16 protein-coding genes are annotated in these 18,607 nt (G+C 41.4%); 9 read left to right on the top strand and 7 right to left on the bottom strand.

From position 1 onward, the window contains the following. Nucleotides 1-2 precede the first annotated feature (2 nt). Nucleotides 3-1,223, bottom strand: coding sequence for a glycoside hydrolase family 27 protein (locus AC1EK4_RS06900; RefSeq protein ID WP_480357568.1), 1,221 nt, complete (start codon nucleotides 1,221-1,223; stop codon nucleotides 3-5). Nucleotides 1,224-1,973: 750 nt separating this feature from the next. Between AC1EK4_RS06900 and AC1EK4_RS06905 the strand changes: the two genes are divergently transcribed. Genes AC1EK4_RS06905 through AC1EK4_RS06925 form a run of 5 tightly spaced genes read left to right on the top strand, consistent with a single transcriptional unit; the run spans nucleotide 1,974 to nucleotide 8,104 of the window. Next, nucleotides 1,974-4,349, top strand: coding sequence for a mechanosensitive ion channel family protein (locus AC1EK4_RS06905; protein WP_480357570.1), 2,376 nt, complete (start codon nucleotides 1,974-1,976; stop codon nucleotides 4,347-4,349). A gap of 55 nt (nucleotides 4,350-4,404) precedes the next feature. Then, nucleotides 4,405-5,172 (top strand): 3-deoxy-8-phosphooctulonate synthase, encoded by a 768-nt coding sequence (gene kdsA / locus AC1EK4_RS06910; RefSeq protein ID WP_036897185.1) that lies wholly within the window; start codon nucleotides 4,405-4,407, stop codon nucleotides 5,170-5,172. Then, nucleotides 5,172-6,152, top strand: a complete 981-nt coding sequence (locus AC1EK4_RS06915) for a KpsF/GutQ family sugar-phosphate isomerase (protein ID WP_480357572.1) — start codon at nucleotides 5,172-5,174, stop codon at nucleotides 6,150-6,152. Before kdsA ends, AC1EK4_RS06915 begins: the two co-directional genes overlap by 1 nt. 8 nt (nucleotides 6,153-6,160) lie before the next feature. After that, a complete protein-coding gene (gene cls, locus AC1EK4_RS06920; protein ID WP_036897189.1) occupies nucleotides 6,161-7,444 on the top strand; it encodes a cardiolipin synthase in 1,284 nt (427 codons plus the stop codon). Between the two features lie 51 nt (nucleotides 7,445-7,495). Then, nucleotides 7,496-8,104: a response regulator transcription factor gene (locus AC1EK4_RS06925; RefSeq protein ID WP_052052836.1), complete on the top strand. Its 609-nt coding sequence runs from the start codon at nucleotides 7,496-7,498 to the stop codon at nucleotides 8,102-8,104. Between the two features lie 13 nt (nucleotides 8,105-8,117). Here the strand turns inward: AC1EK4_RS06925 and AC1EK4_RS06930 are convergent, their stop codons facing one another. The 6 genes from AC1EK4_RS06930 to AC1EK4_RS06955 form a co-directional block, all read right to left on the bottom strand. Beyond that, nucleotides 8,118-9,074, bottom strand: a complete 957-nt coding sequence (locus AC1EK4_RS06930; protein ID WP_036897195.1) for a LuxR C-terminal-related transcriptional regulator — start codon at nucleotides 9,072-9,074, stop codon at nucleotides 8,118-8,120. Between the two features lie 14 nt (nucleotides 9,075-9,088). Further along, entirely contained in the window at nucleotides 9,089-9,280 is a 192-nt protein-coding gene (locus AC1EK4_RS06935; RefSeq protein ID WP_036897198.1) for a hypothetical protein, read from the bottom strand. 561 nt (nucleotides 9,281-9,841) lie between these two features. Continuing rightward, on the bottom strand, nucleotides 9,842-10,276 hold the full coding sequence (locus AC1EK4_RS06940; protein WP_036897201.1) for a BT0820 family HAD-type phosphatase: 435 nt from the start codon (nucleotides 10,274-10,276) through the stop codon (nucleotides 9,842-9,844). Nucleotides 10,277-10,313: 37 nt separating this feature from the next. Beyond that, nucleotides 10,314-12,866, bottom strand: coding sequence for a GumC family protein (locus tag AC1EK4_RS06945; protein ID WP_480357573.1), 2,553 nt, complete (start codon nucleotides 12,864-12,866; stop codon nucleotides 10,314-10,316). A 33-nt stretch (nucleotides 12,867-12,899) separates the two neighbouring features. Further along, nucleotides 12,900-13,778 carry a glucose-1-phosphate thymidylyltransferase RfbA gene (rfbA, locus tag AC1EK4_RS06950; protein ID WP_480357574.1) on the bottom strand — a complete coding sequence of 293 codons (879 nt, stop codon included), beginning with the start codon at nucleotides 13,776-13,778 and terminating at the stop codon, nucleotides 12,900-12,902. A 1-nt stretch (nucleotide 13,779) separates the two neighbouring features. Beyond that, nucleotides 13,780-15,189, bottom strand: coding sequence for an undecaprenyl-phosphate glucose phosphotransferase (locus AC1EK4_RS06955; RefSeq protein WP_480357575.1), 1,410 nt, complete (start codon nucleotides 15,187-15,189; stop codon nucleotides 13,780-13,782). Nucleotides 15,190-15,554: 365 nt separating this feature from the next. On the opposite strand from AC1EK4_RS06955, the gene AC1EK4_RS06960 reads away from it, so the two are divergent. From AC1EK4_RS06960 to rny, 4 genes are all read left to right on the top strand, one after another. Next, a complete protein-coding gene (locus AC1EK4_RS06960) occupies nucleotides 15,555-16,184 on the top strand; it encodes a hypothetical protein (protein WP_062432856.1) in 630 nt (209 codons plus the stop codon). Nucleotides 16,185-16,248: 64 nt separating this feature from the next. After that, nucleotides 16,249-16,542 carry a hypothetical protein gene (locus tag AC1EK4_RS06965; RefSeq protein ID WP_062432852.1) on the top strand — a complete coding sequence of 98 codons (294 nt, stop codon included), beginning with the start codon at nucleotides 16,249-16,251 and terminating at the stop codon, nucleotides 16,540-16,542. A gap of 9 nt (nucleotides 16,543-16,551) precedes the next feature. Beyond that, entirely contained in the window at nucleotides 16,552-16,851 is a 300-nt protein-coding gene (locus tag AC1EK4_RS06970; protein ID WP_036897215.1) for a cell division protein ZapA, read from the top strand. Between the two features lie 38 nt (nucleotides 16,852-16,889). Beyond that, nucleotides 16,890-18,425 (top strand): ribonuclease Y, encoded by a 1,536-nt coding sequence (gene rny / locus AC1EK4_RS06975; protein WP_036897217.1) that lies wholly within the window; start codon nucleotides 16,890-16,892, stop codon nucleotides 18,423-18,425. Nucleotides 18,426-18,607 lie beyond the last annotated feature (182 nt).

Below are 18,607 nucleotides of genomic sequence, written 5' to 3' on the forward strand. Positions count from 1 at the left end.
TTTCATTTCATCAATCTAAAGGCTATCACATCTCTTGCAGGAACATCTACGACCATACTTACTTGATCCTTTTTGCTCGTCTTGCCAACAATCTTGTGTTTCCATAGGTCTCGTACCTTATATATATTATCAGCAAAATCCGTCGTTCGTCCCGAAACATCATCTTTCACACCGCTCAACCGGCACCAATTCAACTGTACTTTAGTAGCTCTTTTAGAAACATTCAGAAGTGTGAAAGCCCAATCTCCATTAGCCAATGGTTTGAGCCAAAAGGCTACTCCTTGTTCGTCTTTGAAGTGATATCCCTGCACACACAGGCTATCTTGGTCTATAGCTATCAATTCCTTATTCTCTAAAATGCCCTTTGTGTCAACGGACATATGCCGGATATCGTTACCGATAATTAGTGGAGAAGCCATCATACACCACATAGTGAAATGTGCCCTATCCTCATTCACGGTCATACCATTGCCCACTTCCAACATATCAGGGTCGTTCCAATGCCCCTTACCGGCGTAAGCCCTCAAGGTATCATTATAATTAACACACTGCATAACACCAAATTGAGTATAGGTAGGAAATACACGCAAGCTATCAAAATCGCACCAAATATCAGGTGTCGTACGCCAAGAATGCCCCACTTCTCGTGCCCATTTCCAAGGCCGACTGCTTCCCCACTCGCACATACTCAACAAAATGGGACGACCAGCAGCCCGCAAAGCATCACTCATCAACTGATAAGCACCACGCGGATCAATATTCGTAGTATTACACCAATCATACTTCAAATAGTCGATACCCCATCGGGCATATTGCAAAGCATCCTGATATTCATGTCCCAAACTGCCGGGCATACCACCACAAGTTTCTGTTCCGGCATCCGAATAAATACCAAGTTTCAAGCCTTTTGAATGTACATAGTCGGCCAAATACTTCATTCCATGAGGGAATTTCGCCGAGTCAACCTGTATAAAGCCATTAGCATCGCGCTTTCCATGCCAACAGTCGTCTATATTAATATAGGTATAACCGGCATCTTTCAGTCCGGAAGACACCATCACATCGGCAATACCCATGATAATATCTTCATTGATATTTCCCTGAAACTTATTCCACGTGCTCCAGCCCATCTGTGGTGTATCAGCCAAATGTTCCCACTTTTGGGCACAAGACGGAAGAACGATGGTCAAAAGTAACAACAAATAAAACAGTTTGGTCTTCATTTCTATTTTCCAAGTTAGATACTTACGATTTGTTTAGGTTATAAGTTGATTCTACAACTCGCTTTTTTCTATTTGCAAAGATAAAACAAACAAATTCAAAAAACTGACACTTTCTTGCCCGATGTTTTGCAATTTTTGCAAAATGAATTTATCATCTAAATAGCACCAAAAAGACTATCAAGTAACAACTTCTTTATCATCCTCTTCCCTATTCTGCAAACACAGGTTCCCTACATACACGATTCTACGCCTCATAACAGCAGATGCTATGCATTCAACCCATTCAAAGACTCTATCCACCAAAGGCTAGACTATCAGCACAGTTAATGATACTATTTTATCAAACAATAATACTTTGTTACCCCACATAGCTAAAGAAAGACTCTCTATACTCTCTTTCAAACCTATACAAAGCCTCTATAAACTCACAAACTAGCCAACTCGTCTATTTATAAACTTGTCAACTATCAGAATGCAAAGCCATGGCAACAATGCTGTATAGGCTTTGCAGCATTGCTGAATGGACTAGGCAGTACTATTGCCAAACCTTTGCAGCAAATGAAGTCTTTCAACTTTTAAGTCAGAGATGAGGACTTTTTTAGTGAGATATTGACTATACGAAATAGCAAATCCATAAAAACAAGTTCTCAAGTAACCCAGTTTGAAGTAAAATACACAAAAAAAAATTGTTGTCGAAAGAGCCACTGCCACAATTTATTCGTACTTTTGTCATCAAATGACCAAGAACTTATGTATAAGAAAATAGTACTGACACTCGCTGTCTTCATGTGTTTTGGACTCAATGGACATGCTGTTCTTAAAGAGAAAGATTTAGCCAACACGCTATCTATATTGCGCACCGAGTTGACCAACTACCACTCCGAGCTTGAAAAAAGAGCCGGCCTGCAGAAGGAACAACAACAGCAAGTGCGCGACAACATCATGACGGCATGGGGCAAAAGTAACCAAAATGCACTGATGCTCTATTCGCAAAAGCCTGAATATGTATTCGATTTGACTTACGCATGCCACGAAGCTACCAAGCAATACCGTACGTTTAAGGAATCCGTCATGCCTTTCAGATTGTTCTTGAAGAAGACAAACCAAGAGATTTCGCGCTACGATAGCTTGATAACAAGTCTTAGTAGCATGTACACCGTCAACCTCTCGGAGCGTTCTAAAATAGACCGTAATGTATGTTTGACGCTTGCTGTCAACATCAGACATACCCTAAAAGACAATTCCGAACAGTTTACGGAATACATTAAGTATTACAAAATGACGGAGGAACATCTTCGCAATCTGGACCACTACGCCAACAAACGGTATTCAGACATACAAAACAGTATCTTCAGCAATTCGGGTACCAACTATTTGGAAGTATTGTCAAGGCTCAAAAAGAATTGGATAGAAACCAAAGAGACGGTTGAAACCAAGTATTTTATCAAGTCGAAGACAATTTCACAATGGGACCTCAAGTTCATGATAGGACTGTTTATCAGTATCCTTTTCTATGGAGCTATCGCCTTGGCTCTCAACATATTGGTCATTAGATTCCTCATACCGAAACGCCTGTGCACGCCTTCTTTCCTCGAAAAGCGCAATTGTGTGATGCTATCAACGAGTGTTATCTCACTTGCTATCATACTAGGTGTCGTGCGATTTACGGTCGACCAAAACTTTATCTATATGGCTAGCGGTCTCATGGTAGAATATATGTGGTTGCTAGGTGTTATTCTTATCTCCCTACTCTTACGACTCGACGGCAATCAAATCAAAAGCGGATTCCAGATTTATTCCCCTATTATGCTTATTAGCTTTATCGTGATAGCTTTCCGAATTACTTTGATGCCGAACGATGTAGTAAACTTGAGCTTGCCACTTATCCAGCTTTTATGTACTTTATGGCAATGGTACGTCATCAGAAAACACAATAACAATATTCCCAAAAGCGATGTATTCTACACCTATTGTTCGCTCCTCGTCTTCTCACTATCAGTAATCAGTTCATGGATAGGTTATGTATTGTTCAGCGTACAAATATTGATTTGGTGGATGATGCAGCTCACTTGCGTCCTTACCATCACCTGTTTGTCAGGATGGCTCAGAGAATATTCACGTAGAAAAGGTATCATGCAGCAGCCTATTACAAAGACATGGTTCTTTAGGCTCGTCTATTCGGTCTTGCTACCAACGCTAGGTGTACTCTCAGTCATGATCGCTATCTATTGGGCTGCAGACGTCTTCAATCTGAGCGATACTACTAAACGCATCCTCACACAAGACTTTATACATACCACAAACTTCATGGCTAGCATCTCAACGGTGGCACTGGTCATCATCTTATACTTCCTTTTTGCGTATATCAACCATACATCGCAAGGCTTTCTGTACCATCATTTCGAACAGAGTGACCCTTCTACAGCCGCCAGTCGCATGGTTATGGCCAAGAATGTCATCCAAGTTGTCGTGTGGGGAACATGGTTGCTCATCAGTTTGAGCATCTTCCACGTCAGCAACACATGGTTGGTTGTCATCACAGGTGGTCTTTCTACCGGTGTCGGTTTTGCCTCTAAAGACATTCTGGAGAATATATATTATGGTATATCATTGATGGCCGGACGTATCAAGGTAGGCGATTACATAGAGTGCGATGGTATCCGTGGCAAGGTAAGTTCCATCAGTTACACCTCTACCATGATTGAGGCTACCGACGGAAGTGTCATTGCTTTCCAAAACAGTCAGCTCCTTACAAAGAACTATAAGAACATAACAAAGAACCATGGATACGAACTTGACGTTTTGGAAGTGGGTGTGGCATATGGCACAAACATTGCGGAGACAAAGAATATTCTCATCAATGCCATTCAGAAATTAGGTATTACCGATCCTGCTCGACCTGTCAAAATAGTATTGACTCAGTTCGATGACAGTTGTATCACACTGAAAATATTGGTTTGGGTGAACGTACTTACCCATTTTGGTGATGATGGTATTATTATGGAATGCATCTATGAGACACTCAATGCCCACGGTATAGAGATTCCATTCCCACAACGTGAAGTACGTATATTGAATACTTCCAACAAAGAAGAAGCCGAAGCTATCAGCCTGAAACAAGAATAAAACACTTGCAAATTAGTCTCAAAATGACTACTTTTGCATAAAACAATCATCTAAGATGTCTAATAATCAACAACAACCCATATTCATTGCGGGACCATGTGTGATAGAGTCGCAAGAACTCTTGGACACCGTTGCGCAAGAAATTATCAGAATCAACAAAACATTAAATACTCAAATCGTATTCAAAGCATCTTTCGACAAAGCCAATCGCACCTCACTACACTCGTTCAGGGGACCGGGATTGGAGAAAGGTTTGCAAATGTTGACACAGGTAAAAGAACGTTATGGGCTGAAAATTACCACTGATATACACGAAAGTTATCAAGCCGAAGCTGTAGCAGAGGTGTGTGATATTCTTCAGATTCCAGCATTCTTATGCCGCCAAACCGACCTTTTGATAGCAGCGTCCCGCACCGGACGCATCGTCAACATCAAGAAAGCACAGTTCTTAAGCGGCAATGATATGCGCTTCCCCGTACAGAAAGCACTCGAAAGTGGGGCTAAAGAGGTGTGGCTTACAGAACGAGGTAACTCATTTGGATATAATAATTTGGTTGTTGACTTCCGCAATATCCCGGACATGAAAGAAATAGTACAGACTGTCATTATGGACTGTACGCACAGCGTTCAACGTCCCGGAGGGGGAAATGGAAGTACAAGTGGAGACCGCAAATTCGTACCGGCAATGGCTAAAGCAGCCAAAGCATTCGGTGCAACGGGATACTTCTTTGAGGTACACCCTACTCCCGACCAAGGCTTATCAGACGGCCCGAACATGCTGGAATTGCATAAATTAGAATCACTTATCAAGGAATTACTCTAATGGAAAAAGATACTATCAACGATATACAGCGCGAACAAATAAGACAATGGGGCGAACAATGCATCAAAGATGAAGCAGAAGCCTTGTTGGAATTGATTCCCCAACTAGACCATAACTTTGAAGATGCTGTGAATATGATGTACCATTGTCACGGGAAAATCATTATCACCGGTGTAGGAAAAAGCGGTAATGTGGGTGCAAAGATAGCTGCCACACTGGCAAGTACGGGCACACCGGCTTTCTTTATCAATCCTTTGGATGTGTACCATGGCGATTTAGGTGTCATGACACAAGACGATGTGGTGCTGGCACTCAGCAATTCGGGGCAGACAGACGAGTTGCTTCGCTTCATTCCTGTGGTACTCCACATGAACGTTCCCATCATTTCGATGACCTGTAACGAGAACTCTCTCTTAGCCAAATACAGCAATGCACATATCAAAGTGCATGTGAAGAAAGAGGCATGTCCGCTAAATTTGGCTCCCACAAGTAGTACAACGGCTGCTTTAGCCATGGGAGATGCGCTGGCAATTGCCCTAATGCAAGTGCGAGGATTCCAATCTAGAGACTTCGCACAATTCCATCCCGGAGGCGAACTTGGCAAACGGCTGCTCACAACAGCAGAAGATGTGATGCGTAGCAACGATATGCCTATCATCTCGGAATCGGCACATTTGGGCGAAGCCATTATTGATGTGAGCAAAGGAAAACTAGGTTTGGGTATCTCATTGCAGGACGGTAAGGTTTCAGGATTGATTACCGACGGGGATATTCGACGCGCCATGGAAAGATGGCAAGCCGACTTTTTCAATCATACAGTCAGTGATATTATGACCCGTGAACCCAAGATGGTATTGCCGGAAACTAAGATTACCGAGGTTCAACGTATCATGCACAAATATAAGATACACACTGTTCTAGTGACAGACAACGAAAAGAAACTCCTTGGTGTAGTAGATCATTATAGTTGTATGATTTAAAAAGGAGAATGTCTTTACCCAAATATCATATCCAACGCTTTATAATTATCTGTGCATATCTCTTTGTTTACAGCTGGGGATATGCACAGTCTAGTGATTCTCTAGTCGTTCAGCACTTGCGGAACTATGGAATAAAGTTCTCTCACAACAATTCCGTAACACTCTTAATGACCGGACAAGAGAAATTTGACGATTTATTCAAAGCTGTTCGTCAAGCCAAACAATCCATCCATCTAGAATATTTCAACTTCCGCAACGACTCTATTGCCAATCAACTTTTCGACCTTTTGACCGAGAAAGCAAAGGAAGGAGTGGAAGTGAGAGCCTTATTTGATGCTTTCGGAAACTCTTCTAACAATAAACCCTTAAAGAAACGACATCTCAAAAAAATACGAGAAAACGGCATAGAAATCTACGAATTCGATCCATTAAGGTTTCCATGGATTAATCATGTCTTCTCTAGAGACCATCGAAAGATTGTAGTCATCGATGGAAAAATTGCCTATACAGGAGGTATGAACGTCGCCGACTACTACATAAACGGAACAAAAGTTGTAGGCGAATGGCACGACATGCACTGTCGTATAGAGGGAAATGAGGTGAATACGCTACAAAGTATTTTCCTCAGAATATGGAATAAAACCACCAATCAAGACATTCACGGAGCGCAATACTTCAGAGGAGGTGAATCTACAGATGATTTCCAAGGACTCAAACCAGACACCACCGCTACCGCCTATCACAAGATGGTGGGCATTATCAACCGAGAACCCGTACGCTCGAACGAGATAATACGCGAGTTCTACACCTCTGCCATCCAGTCGGCACGCGATAGTATTAAGATTATCAACCCCTACTTTACTCTAAATCACCGCATTAAGAAGGCATTAAAGAATGCCGTCAAGCGTGGCGTCAAGGTCGAAATCATGCTCAGTATCAAGAGCGATATTCCGCTAACTCCCGACTGTGGCTTCTACAATGCGCACAAACTGATGAAACACGGATGCAATATTTGGATGTACAAGCCGGGATTCCACCATACGAAAATCATCATGGTAGACGGCAAGTTGTGCACAGTAGGCAGTGCAAACCTCAATGCAAGAAGTCTCAATTGGGACTATGAGGAAAATGCTGTCATCGTAGATTCATGCACAACCAGGCAGTTAAGCAATCTATTTGATGTAGAGAAGAAAGATTGTTTCAAACTTACTGAAGCGGAATGGAATCATTGGCGCACCGGTTGGCAGAAATTTAGAGGATGGTTTGCACACTTATTGGCGCCCTTTCTCTAAAAAAGATACATGCAAATCGAGTTATTGTAAGATTTTTAATATATTTGTAGCATGAATAGACACGAAGCTTCAGGCAGACCCAAAATTGCCATCATAGACAACAACACCTTAGCTATTCTAGGGCTCAAACAAATACTTCAAAACGTCATGCCCATCATGACGATAGAAACTTTCAGCAATTTCGACGAATTGGAGAACAACAATACTGACGGTTTCTTCCACTACTTCGTATCCATTAAAATCGTATTGGAGCATAGAGCGTTTTTCTTGGAACGCAAGCAAAAGACCTTTGTACTTACCACTTCCAGCGATCCCAATTCCCAACTAAGCGATTTCCGCTGTCTGAGTATCAACGTATCCGAAGACCAACTCATCAAATCGCTTCTCATGTTAGCGCAACATGGACATTCACATGGAAAGAATTTACCTCCCATGCCCAACGTGTTGAAGGCTAAAATTCTATCAGATCGTGAGATAGAAGTGTTGTCATTAGTAGCTCAAGGCTACATCAATAAAGAGATTGCCGACCAATTAAATATCGGTATGACAACTGTGATTACACACCGAAAGAACATCCAAGAGAAACTTGGACTCAAGAGCGTGTCGGCTCTGACCATCTACGCAGTAATGCACGGATACGTAGATATCAATAAGATTTAATATTCCTAGCAAGTTACAACTTGACAGAAGATATGTCTACCAAGTTGTTTACAATTGCATAAATAGTAAGTCCGGCTGGACTATGTATCTGCAATTTACGCGCGATATTGCGTCGATGCGTAATAACCGTATTGATAGAGATACACAGATGGTCGGCAATTTCCTTATTAGTCATACCTTGTACTAGACTAATAATAACTTCTTTCTCGCGCTCACTCAACAAATCCCCACTATCAGGATTCTGCTTTATCATATTGGAAATCTTCACCGTGACGTCGCTTTGGCGTGCTTTCTTCTCCAATCTCCTGATAGCCGGCGTGAATATCTCATCTTCCACACGAGCATGTTGAGCCAGCCACTCCTCATTATTATAAATATCGTACAATGCAGCCGTTAATTGGTTGTTGTGCAATCCATCACTCGGCAAATACTTGATGATGATATTCTTCAATTCTCTCAACTTTACATCGGTCTGTCCATGATGCTTCGAGTAAGTCTCAATATCATAATTTGTATCGGCCTCATTGTTCAAAAGAGAATGCACGTATGGGAAAACAGTCTTCTCCTCATACGTCATGTGCGAGCGAATGGCATGTGCATATTCATCGTACAACTTCATGATGAGTCGTGCCAAATTATCCTTCTCGTCCAATGCGTTCATGAGTTGCTGGCGCATAAATGGCAGTTGGAAATCCAGATAGTAAGCATGTGACGCACGCAGATACTGAATCAATGTAGGGATAGATAGTCGGTCGGCATCGTCATAATCCCGATAACCATTAATAGCAAAATTGATAACAGCCAAGAAAGTATAGGTATCGACATTTTGATCTTCACAAACTTCCTGCACAGTCTTGTCTCCAAAACCAAGGTTTATGCCAAAGGCTCCTAGACTTTGGAGTATATTATAATTATCTCTGATAATCGAAATCAGCCGGTCACCGGATTCATACATCTTTTGATTCTTCATCTGTAAAATGCTATTTACATGTTAACAACCTGCTCAAAGACTCCTTTCATCTTCGGCCTATAATGTCTTTTACCTTCAGCATACATCTCGCTGAGATTGCTGCAAGGCTCTTTCACCAATATTGCCATACGTCGGCAGCAATACTGCATAGCCTTAACAGAAATGCTGGCACGGCCTTGCAGCAACATCAGCTCTGTGCCTACCATTTGCTAATTACTTTTGATTACGCCCGCCTCTAAACATCCTCACGGAAGAATACTTATCATCAAACACGTCAAAAGCCATATTATAAATTGCAAAATAACAAAAAAAACACGATTCGCACAATCATTATAATTAGGTAAATTTCTATTACACCTGTTATACAATAGGCCTATTTTCAACTCAGCATACCTATATATGATGATTATATCAATTACCGAGTTATAAGTATTGACACATCTTATAAAAGCTACTACCTTTGCAATCAGATAAATATATGAATGGATTGCAGATGTAACAAGAGATACGGTGATAGTTACCACTATTGATTTACCAAGTCGGACACCCATCAATACTAGAAGACTTGACAAAGAATAAAGCAACTAGAAATCCGTATCTCTTTTTATTTTAACATCTCTACCCTACTCCCTCACGACTATGGTATTAAATAAAACAAGTGAGCTCGGTAACAATACCAAGCCCACTCTCTCATAATTCTTAACTTTAATAAAACTCACACTGTCGCGCTTGACAGCATATAAAAACTTCTATACTATTTTTTTGCATTAAAATTGCCACCAATGCTTTTTCTTAGGCATCTCATCTTCTTGATACATCCCCTGCGACAAACGCTCACGCATGATGTCGTTGAAAGTCTTATGGTCGTGTATCATGTGATAAATCTGCCCCCAATCGGGCAATCCACCGAGGTTTCTATCGTCAATAAACATCTCCACTTTGAGTTTACGAGAGAAATGGTTGTTCTTTTCTTCTTCCTCTTCCGGATAGTCCCGATTGACTGCATAAAACTCCACTCCACGCTCACGACACCAATTAACGGCATCATCTAGAAGTTTTCCCTCTCTGACACTCCAAAGAATCAGCCGATGCTGGTCTTTAATGAGCATCTTGAGCGTCTCTGTTGCGAAAGGCAATTCTTCTCCTATCTCAGGATATTTATGCTCGACGATAGTACCGTCGAAATCTACTGCTATTGTCATCTATTCTATTTAAAGTCTAATCTGTATTATCATATAATTACCGCTTGATGGAATTATCGTCCTTCTTTCCGTAATGACTGTTCGAATAGTTGCCATAACTACCATAAGAACCATAAGTGCCATATTGCCCATAAGAGCCATAGGAATCATACTTACCATTGCCATAACGTGCGTACTTACCATACTTCGCATATTTACCATAGCCATAGTAATAGCCATACTTGCGCTTTGACATATCAATACCATTGATAGCTACGCACATATTCGGCATTTTATTCTCATTATGGAGAGAATTGATAAGGCCAAAGCTTTCTTTTGCAGTATAGTCAGCTCTACATACATAGACTGTAGCATCTCCTACTCTACTGATTTGGAGCGTATCTGTTACCAATCCAATAGGTGCTGTATCGATCAATACATAATCATACATACCCTTCAGAATATTGACAACCTTATCAAGACTCTCGCGTGCTAAAAGTTCAGCAGGGTTTGGAGGAATAGGTCCGGCCATTAATAAATCCAAGTTCTCATGTACTCCCGAACGGAGTGTCTGTGCCTGTATCATCTCTTGGGTCGGCTCTTCCTTAACCAAAATATTGGTTATACCATGGTGATGATCGTCAATTTCGAAGAGCTCAGCCAAACGAGGTTTACGCACATCAAGTCCTATCAAAACAACCTTCTTGCCTAGCAAAGCAAACGAAACGGCTAAGTTGGCAGCCAAGAAAGTCTTACCTTCACCAGATGTAGTAGAAGTAAAGATGATTGTTTTCTGCCCCTCGCGTAGCATAAACTGCAAATTGGTACGCATGCTACGGAAGACTTCTTCCATCAAATTGTTCTTATTTTCATGCACGACAACGTCGCCACGAGTCTTAATCGTATCACTTGACACAGGAATATCACCAAGAATAGGCAAACGAGTCAGGCGTACAACATCCTGATGTCCCTCTATACGATATTTGAAGAACTGCATAACAACCAATACCAAAGCAGGGATACCTATCGCCAATATCAATGATATCAAGAGAATCATGGCATTCTTGGGACTTATCTTGCCTATGGTCTCAGGTGCATCTATCATCTTACCCTTGTCGGCTGTGGCTGCCAAAGAGATAGAGTTTTCCTCTCTCTTTTGGAGTAACATCAAATACAAACCGGACTTAACTTCCTGTTGACGACCAATCTGAGTCAACATACGTTCTTGTTCGGGCGATGCTCCTACCTCACCACTATATCTACGGTACTCAGAAGCCACAGCATTGCGCAGCAACTGCATGTTTCTACGAGCTTGAGCCATAGCCTTTTGGATACTGAGCAACAACTCATCAAGCTGTGCTGTCAATGGAGTTACCGTCGGGCTGGTCTCTGATGCGCTTCTCAACAATCTGTTTCTTTCCAATACAATCTCATTATATTTTTGGATAAGAGCTGTTGTGCTCTCATCTTTCAAACCTACATTAGAAGGCAATGGCTGATATCTATTACCCGATTCGTGTAGAGTTGCATTTAGCTCGTTGAGCAAAGCCATCTGGGTATTAGCCTCTACTAACTTTTGGCTGAACTGATCTTGATTGGCCACAGACTGTGTAGCATTCAATTTTAGTTCCACCATATTGTTGTTACGCTTGTAAGATTCCAAAGCACCCTCAGTATTTCCAAGCTCTGCATTAATCTTTTCTAGACGGCTATTAATGAATTCCTCTGTACGAACAGCAATCTCGTTCTTATCTTCATTAGCCTGTAGATTATAGCATTCTATCAACTGATTCAAATAATCTCGGCCACGTTCGGGCAGTTCATCGTTCAAAACGAGCTGTGCAATGGTGGTCATTTTAGAAGTTTGGCTAACCGCCAATCTCTGTACATACTTGTTAGCTACATTCTTAGGTGACTCTACCACAGCCTTTGATACGGTCATCTTTTTCTTTGGATTCTCCACATATGCATGGTTCTTTTCAAAACGCAAGATACCTACTTTCGTAGAAATCTTAGCAGGAAGTGATTTCAGTACCTCATCAATACTAAATGGTCCTTCCACGACCTCATCTTTGTAGACAGCATAATATTCACCGGTAATATGATAACTTCCATCAGATGCCTTTTCCAGCTCCAACTGAATAGGGAATACCAACTTATCCAGATACTTCCAATCCATATCTACATTGACCGGTTGATTCTTGTATAAAAGGTTATCTTTCACCTTACCTATACTATAATAGGTCGTATATAGCTTCAAATTCTTAACAGTTCGCTCCGCAATAGAATGGGAAGACAAAATCTCCATTTCATTGTCTATACCATTAGAATTGGACATCATACCCAAATAAGTAATATTCTGCAAAGCGTTACCTCCACCACGTCGGTTGTTGTCATCGTCTTTGATGAGCAACTTAGTCTGCGATTGGTAGATAGGAGTAGCATATCTCAGATATACCAAAGCGACACCAATACAGATAATAAGCGACACAAGGAACCATTTCCAATTTAAGACTAATGTCGTGTAGAGGGCTAGAAAGTCAAATGATGACTGTTCTTCTTGTTCCTGTACCTGTGCATTTTCTGGAACAACGGTCTTTTTCTCTTCCATTATTAAATATTATCTAATTATTTTTATTCGTAATTAATTCTGAGAGATTCGCATGAGATACTGTCCGTACCCATTCTTTATCATAGGCTTAGCCAGCTCTGCCACCTGCGCTTTGGTTATCCAACCATTCTGCAAAGCAATCTCTTCAAGACAAGCTATCTTGAGCCCCTGCCTCTTTTCTATAACCTCAATAAAGGTACTAGCCTCACTCAAACTATCATGAGTTCCGGTATCAAGCCAAGCAAAACCACGTTGTAATGGTTTCACCAATAGTTTGTCCTGTCCCAGATATTCTTGATTGACAGTCGTTATTTCCAATTCTCCACGCTCACTAGGCCGAATGTTTTTAGCGATTTCAACCACTGAATTAGGATAGAAATACAGCCCAACTACCGCATAATTGCTCTTAGGATGCTCTGGTTTCTCCTCTATACTTAGACATTTTCCAGATCTATCATCAAACTCAGCAACCCCATAACGCTCTGGATCATTCACATAATAGCCGAAGACACTAGCCTTGTTACGCTCCTCGGCATCTTTCACACTTTGATGCAACAACCCCGTTAAGCCGGCGCCATAGAATATGTTATCGCCCAACACAAGACACACACTGTCTGTACCAATAAACTCTTCACCGATAATAAATGCTTGTGCCAATCCGTCGGGACTAGGCTGCTCGGCGTATTCAAAATTTACTCCAAGCTCATGACCATCGCCAAGCAACCGTTTGAAACCGGGTAAATCGTACGGGGTAGATATGATTAATATATCCTTAATACCTGCAAGCATGAGCACAGATATGGGATAATAAATCATAGGTTTATCAAAGATAGGAATCAATTGCTTACTGATTCCCTTCGTAATCGGATAAAGACGCGTACCCGAACCGCCTGCCAATACAATTCCTTTCATATTAATATGCTTGTTTATCCGGTATAACGAATCCTATTGCAGTCTTCATGATAATCTTAATATCCAACCAGAATGACCAATGTTCGATATACCATATATCTCGTTTAATACGTTCCTCCATTTGCCACAGTTCCTTGGTCTCACCTCTAAAACCTGTTATCTGAGCCCAACCGGTAATTCCGGGTTTACTAAAGTGCCTAACCATGTATTTATCTATCAAATCACGATACACATCTGTATGGTAAAGCATATGTGGACGAGGCCCAACGATACTCATATTTCCTTTCAACACATTGAAAAACTGCGGTAATTCGTCAATATTTGTCTTGCGCATGAAATTACCAAAGGCAAACTTTCGCGGATCATCCTTCGTAGCTTGCTGCTTATCAGAATCTGCATTAACGTGCATGGAACGGAATTTCAAGCAATTAAAGGTCTGACCATTCAGTCCTGTACGTTGTTGTTTGAACAGCACAGGGCCCGGACTCTGTAATTTGATGCACATAGCAATAATGGGATACATCAGCCCAATAAACACACAAGCCACCGAACTCACACACAAATCAAACGCTCTTTTTACGAATTTATTGAGTGGCGACGAAAGTGGTTCCATATAATTGGTAAATAATTCTGTATCTCCGAAATGCTCAGCTTTCAATTTCAACCTGAAATTACCAAACATTCTAGGTACATAATAGAAATGGGTAACTGTACGATCGCAAAATTTCATGATATTGATAATCTCCTTATAAGCATCATGAGACAGACAACAAAAGACATCATCAACACCTAAATTCTGTGATTCCGAAGCAATTTTTTCATTTAACTCTTCGAGACCACCCAAACGTTTAAGCTTTTCCGGACATTTGGCAATCTTTCGTTCGGCATAATATCCCACCACTCGGTAACCGGTAGACGGATCTTTCATCAAGTCGTTGTATAGTACAAGCACTGCAGGATCATGCCCAATAAACAGCACCGTACGCGTGTTGCGCCCCATTTGGCGATAATGCTTCAACAACACTCGCTGTATAAGACGTGTTACCATGAGAAAGAAGAAGACCGCGGGGAACAACAGTAGCAAACAATACAAGTCCTGCTCCTGCACACCTATCATTCTCAACATCACGTACATCACTACTGCTTGGCATGCACTCAGTTTGACCCCCCTGCTCAATATGTCTTCAAAGTTTACCCTACGCAAATGAATGATGGTATGATACAACTTTTGGCTAACCAACATCGAGAAGTTGGCTACCAGCAATGTCATCTTTGTTGCGACATGGAAAAATGATGGTACAAAATTTGGCATAAGCACTATAAATGCCCATAATGTAACATTCAACACCAAAAAGTCGCCAATCGCAACTAAAATTCTTATAAGGTCATTTCTGTTTCCAGACTGCTTCATACCAAAAACTGAACGAATGATTATTCAATCTCTAATTTGTCGCAAAGATAAACAAAAATACATAAAGATTCATGTGTTCACTTAAAAACTTTTATTCAGAGCATATTCTTTTTATAATACATCACTAGAATTTCACTGCAAAGACACTCCAACATCCCTGCAAAAACGCTTCAGCAAAATTGAAAAAGCTATACAGCATCACTGCCATCACACTGCAACCTGATAGTCGAGGAATTTACAAGTAGCCAAACAGACTAGCTCTTTAATGCAAAGAACCAACCTAAAACCACAGGAAACCTTTGGTCTTTAGCTCAACTTTCACTAACTTTGCAGCAAACAAGAATAACACAATTAGAATCAACAAGATGGGAATATTTTCTAAACTTTTTAAAAGCAAGAATAGTACAGCCAAAGTGGGTGGAATGGAAGACTACATGACCTTGGTACGTGTGTATTTCCAAGCATCGCTTGCAGCCAACCTTGGTATCAACAATCTAGCGATGCTCCCCGACTTGCGCATGTTTAAATCGACCCTACACGTGCCCACAGTCAACAACAAACTCGGTATTGGCGAGCGTAACCAGTGTAAGAAGATGCTCAAAGAGCTGTATCACACTGATGACACATTCTTCAAAGAGATAGACCAAAGCATCCGCAAAAACTGCCACAAGATACAAGACGTGCAGACTTACCTCATCCAATTCCAAGGATTCACACAAGACGTGATGATGCTCATGGGCAATTTGATGAAGTTCAAACTCCGACTCCCCTCCTTCTTCAAGCGCGCTATCTACAGCATGACAGAGAAAACAGTGAGCGACGTGTTCAATAAAAACGACTACACCGATGCCGGTGTGATGAAAACCGTATTGACTATTCGCCAGTACAACAAGCGACTGGGATTCTCACAGAAATGGATTACCGACTTCGTCTACCAAGTAGTGATGCTGGCCAAAAAGGAATCACCGAACAATACAGACGAATATAAGAAATAAAAATTTACGTATTATTTGGAATAACCGATTAATTCAATTAAATTTGTAACCAAATTGTAAGTCTATGGATGCTAACGAGAAGATACTATCTCTCTTTTCTACACGTGTCAGACAGATGATTCTCCAATACATTGAAACCAAGAAGGAGAACGATAATCTGTATGCAATGGTAGACGAAAGGGACTTGCGTATCAAGCAGTTGGAAAGCCAACTGGCTCAAGCAGAAAGGAATTACAACAGCCTTAAGATGGCCAAGATGATAGAAATCACCGATGGCGATATGGAAGAAGCTAGTAAACGAGTTTCTAAATTAATTCGAGAGGTAAATAAATGTATCACGCTGCTCAGTGAAAAATAACAAGTCGTGATGGAAGAAGACAACAAAGAGAAACTACATATCAGATTACATGTCTATGATACAGAGATGTCGGTCAACATTGTTCGGGCCGACGAGAAACTGTATAGAGATGCTGCCAAACTTATCACTGATACGGTAAATACCTATGCTGAGGTTTTCAAGGGCCGTAAAAGTGATAAGGAGATTTTGTATATGGCACTGATAGACATAGCTTTACGATATGAGCGAGAAGCCGATCGCAACGATACGGCTCCTTTTAGTGAAGTTCTCAAGACATTGACTTCTGAAATTGAAGACGCGCTGAAGTAGTTTTGAGAAGCTAACACTAAAAATATACATATATACACATGACAACAATAGTTATTATAGCCATTGTGGCTCTACTGGCGGGAAGCTGTATCGGGTATACTCTTTTCCGTTATGTAATGACTGGGAAATACAAGGAAATGATTAATTCAGCAACAAAAGACGCAGAAGTAATCAAAGAAAAGAAGCTCCTTGAAGTAAAAGAAAAATTCCTCAATAAGAAGTCTGAACTTGAAAAAGAGGTTCAGCAGCGCAATCAGAAGATTCAGCAGATAGAAAATAAGTTGAAGCAAAGAGAGTTGTCGCTGAACCAACGACAGGAAGAACTTGGCCGAAAGAAGCAAGAAGTAGACCAAAACCAGCAGCGCATCGACAATGAGAAGAAGTTGTTGCAGGTAAAACAACAAGACTTAGAGAAGATGCAAGACCTTGAACGAGCAAAGCTTGAAGAACTCTCAGGCCTTAGTGCAGAGGAAGCAAAAAATCGTCTTGTTGAGAGTTTGAAAGACCAAGCCAAGCTTGATGCTGCCAGCTATATTAACGAAATCATGGACGAAGCCAAGCTCAATGCCAACCAGCAGGCCAAGAAGATTGTCATTCAGACTATCCAGCGCGTTGCTACCGAGACTGCCATTGAGAACTCCGTCAGCGTATTCCATATTGATAACGATGAAGTTAAGGGACGCATCATTGGCCGTGAGGGTCGTAACATCCGTGCCCTTGAAGCTGCTACCGGTGTTGAGATTGTCGTAGATGACACGCCCGAAGCTATCGTTATCAGTGCATTCGACCCTGTTCGCCGTGAGATTTGTCGCCTTGCTCTTCACCAACTTGTAGCCGATGGTCGTATTCATCCAGCACGTATTGAAGAAGTTGTGGCTAAAGTCAAGAAGCAATTAGACAACGAAATCATTGAAACCGGTAAGCGTACAACCATCGATTTAGGTATTCATGGACTACATCCGGAGCTTGTAAGAATCGTTGGCAAGATGAAATACCGTTCTTCTTACGGTCAGAACTTGCTGCAACATGCTCGTGAAACTGCCAATCTCTGTGCTGTTATGGCCAGTGAGTTGGGCTTGAATCCAAAGAAGGCAAAGCGTGCCGGACTGCTCCACGATATTGGTAAGGTGCCAGACGAGGAGAGCGAATTGCCCCACGCATTATATGGTGGTAAGATAGCAGAGAAGTACAAGGAAAAGCCCGATGTGGTAAATGCTATCGCAGCTCACCACGATGAAGTAGAGATGCAGAGTCTCCTCGCTCCTATCGTACAGGTTTGTGACGCCATCTCCGGGGCTCGTCCGGGGGCTCGTCGTGAAATTGTAGAAGCTTATATCAAGCGCCTCAACGACTTGGAAGCTATCGCACTAAGCTATCCCGGTGTGACTAAAACCTATGCTATCCAAGCCGGTCGTGAGCTTCGCGTCATCGTTGGAGCCGATAAGATGGACGATGCTGAAAGTGAAAAGCTATCAAGCGAAATCGCTACCAAGATTCAGAACGAGATGACTTATCCCGGTCAAGTAAAGATTACCGTTATCCGCGAGACTCGTTCTGTGGCATACGCAAAGTAAAACATCTATTTATACATACCAAAAAGAGGGTGTGTCAAAATGAAAATGCCATTTTGATAACCTTACAGTTTGAAACAATTCATTTAAAAAGACCATTTCTGTACTCGATTTTGAGTAAAGAAATGGTCTTTTTTTTGCCTTTAGAAGAACCCTACTTATAGATTGAAAGTTGTCAAGTTATT

The sequence above is a fragment of the Prevotella sp. C0026C3 genome (assembly GCF_056590795.1).

Coding starts and splice junctions, on each gene's coding strand:
- AC1EK4_RS06900 (WP_480357568.1), bottom strand. CDS start 1,223: ATGAAGACCAAACTGTTTTATTTGTTGTTACTTTTGACCATCGTTCTT.
- AC1EK4_RS06905 (WP_480357570.1), top strand. CDS start 1,974: ATGTATAAGAAAATAGTACTGACACTCGCTGTCTTCATGTGTTTTGGA.
- kdsA (WP_036897185.1), top strand. CDS start 4,405: ATGTCTAATAATCAACAACAACCCATATTCATTGCGGGACCATGTGTG.
- AC1EK4_RS06915 (WP_480357572.1), top strand. CDS start 5,172: ATGGAAAAAGATACTATCAACGATATACAGCGCGAACAAATAAGACAA.
- cls (WP_036897189.1), top strand. CDS start 6,161: ATGTCTTTACCCAAATATCATATCCAACGCTTTATAATTATCTGTGCA.
- AC1EK4_RS06925 (WP_052052836.1), top strand. CDS start 7,496: ATGAATAGACACGAAGCTTCAGGCAGACCCAAAATTGCCATCATAGAC.
- AC1EK4_RS06930 (WP_036897195.1), bottom strand. CDS start 9,074: ATGAAGAATCAAAAGATGTATGAATCCGGTGACCGGCTGATTTCGATT.
- AC1EK4_RS06935 (WP_036897198.1), bottom strand. CDS start 9,280: ATGGTAGGCACAGAGCTGATGTTGCTGCAAGGCCGTGCCAGCATTTCT.
- AC1EK4_RS06940 (WP_036897201.1), bottom strand. CDS start 10,276: ATGACAATAGCAGTAGATTTCGACGGTACTATCGTCGAGCATAAATAT.
- AC1EK4_RS06945 (WP_480357573.1), bottom strand. CDS start 12,866: ATGGAAGAGAAAAAGACCGTTGTTCCAGAAAATGCACAGGTACAGGAA.
- rfbA (WP_480357574.1), bottom strand. CDS start 13,778: ATGAAAGGAATTGTATTGGCAGGCGGTTCGGGTACGCGTCTTTATCCG.
- AC1EK4_RS06955 (WP_480357575.1), bottom strand. CDS start 15,189: ATGAAGCAGTCTGGAAACAGAAATGACCTTATAAGAATTTTAGTTGCG.
- AC1EK4_RS06960 (WP_062432856.1), top strand. CDS start 15,555: ATGGGAATATTTTCTAAACTTTTTAAAAGCAAGAATAGTACAGCCAAA.
- AC1EK4_RS06965 (WP_062432852.1), top strand. CDS start 16,249: ATGGATGCTAACGAGAAGATACTATCTCTCTTTTCTACACGTGTCAGA.
- AC1EK4_RS06970 (WP_036897215.1), top strand. CDS start 16,552: ATGGAAGAAGACAACAAAGAGAAACTACATATCAGATTACATGTCTAT.
- rny (WP_036897217.1), top strand. CDS start 16,890: ATGACAACAATAGTTATTATAGCCATTGTGGCTCTACTGGCGGGAAGC.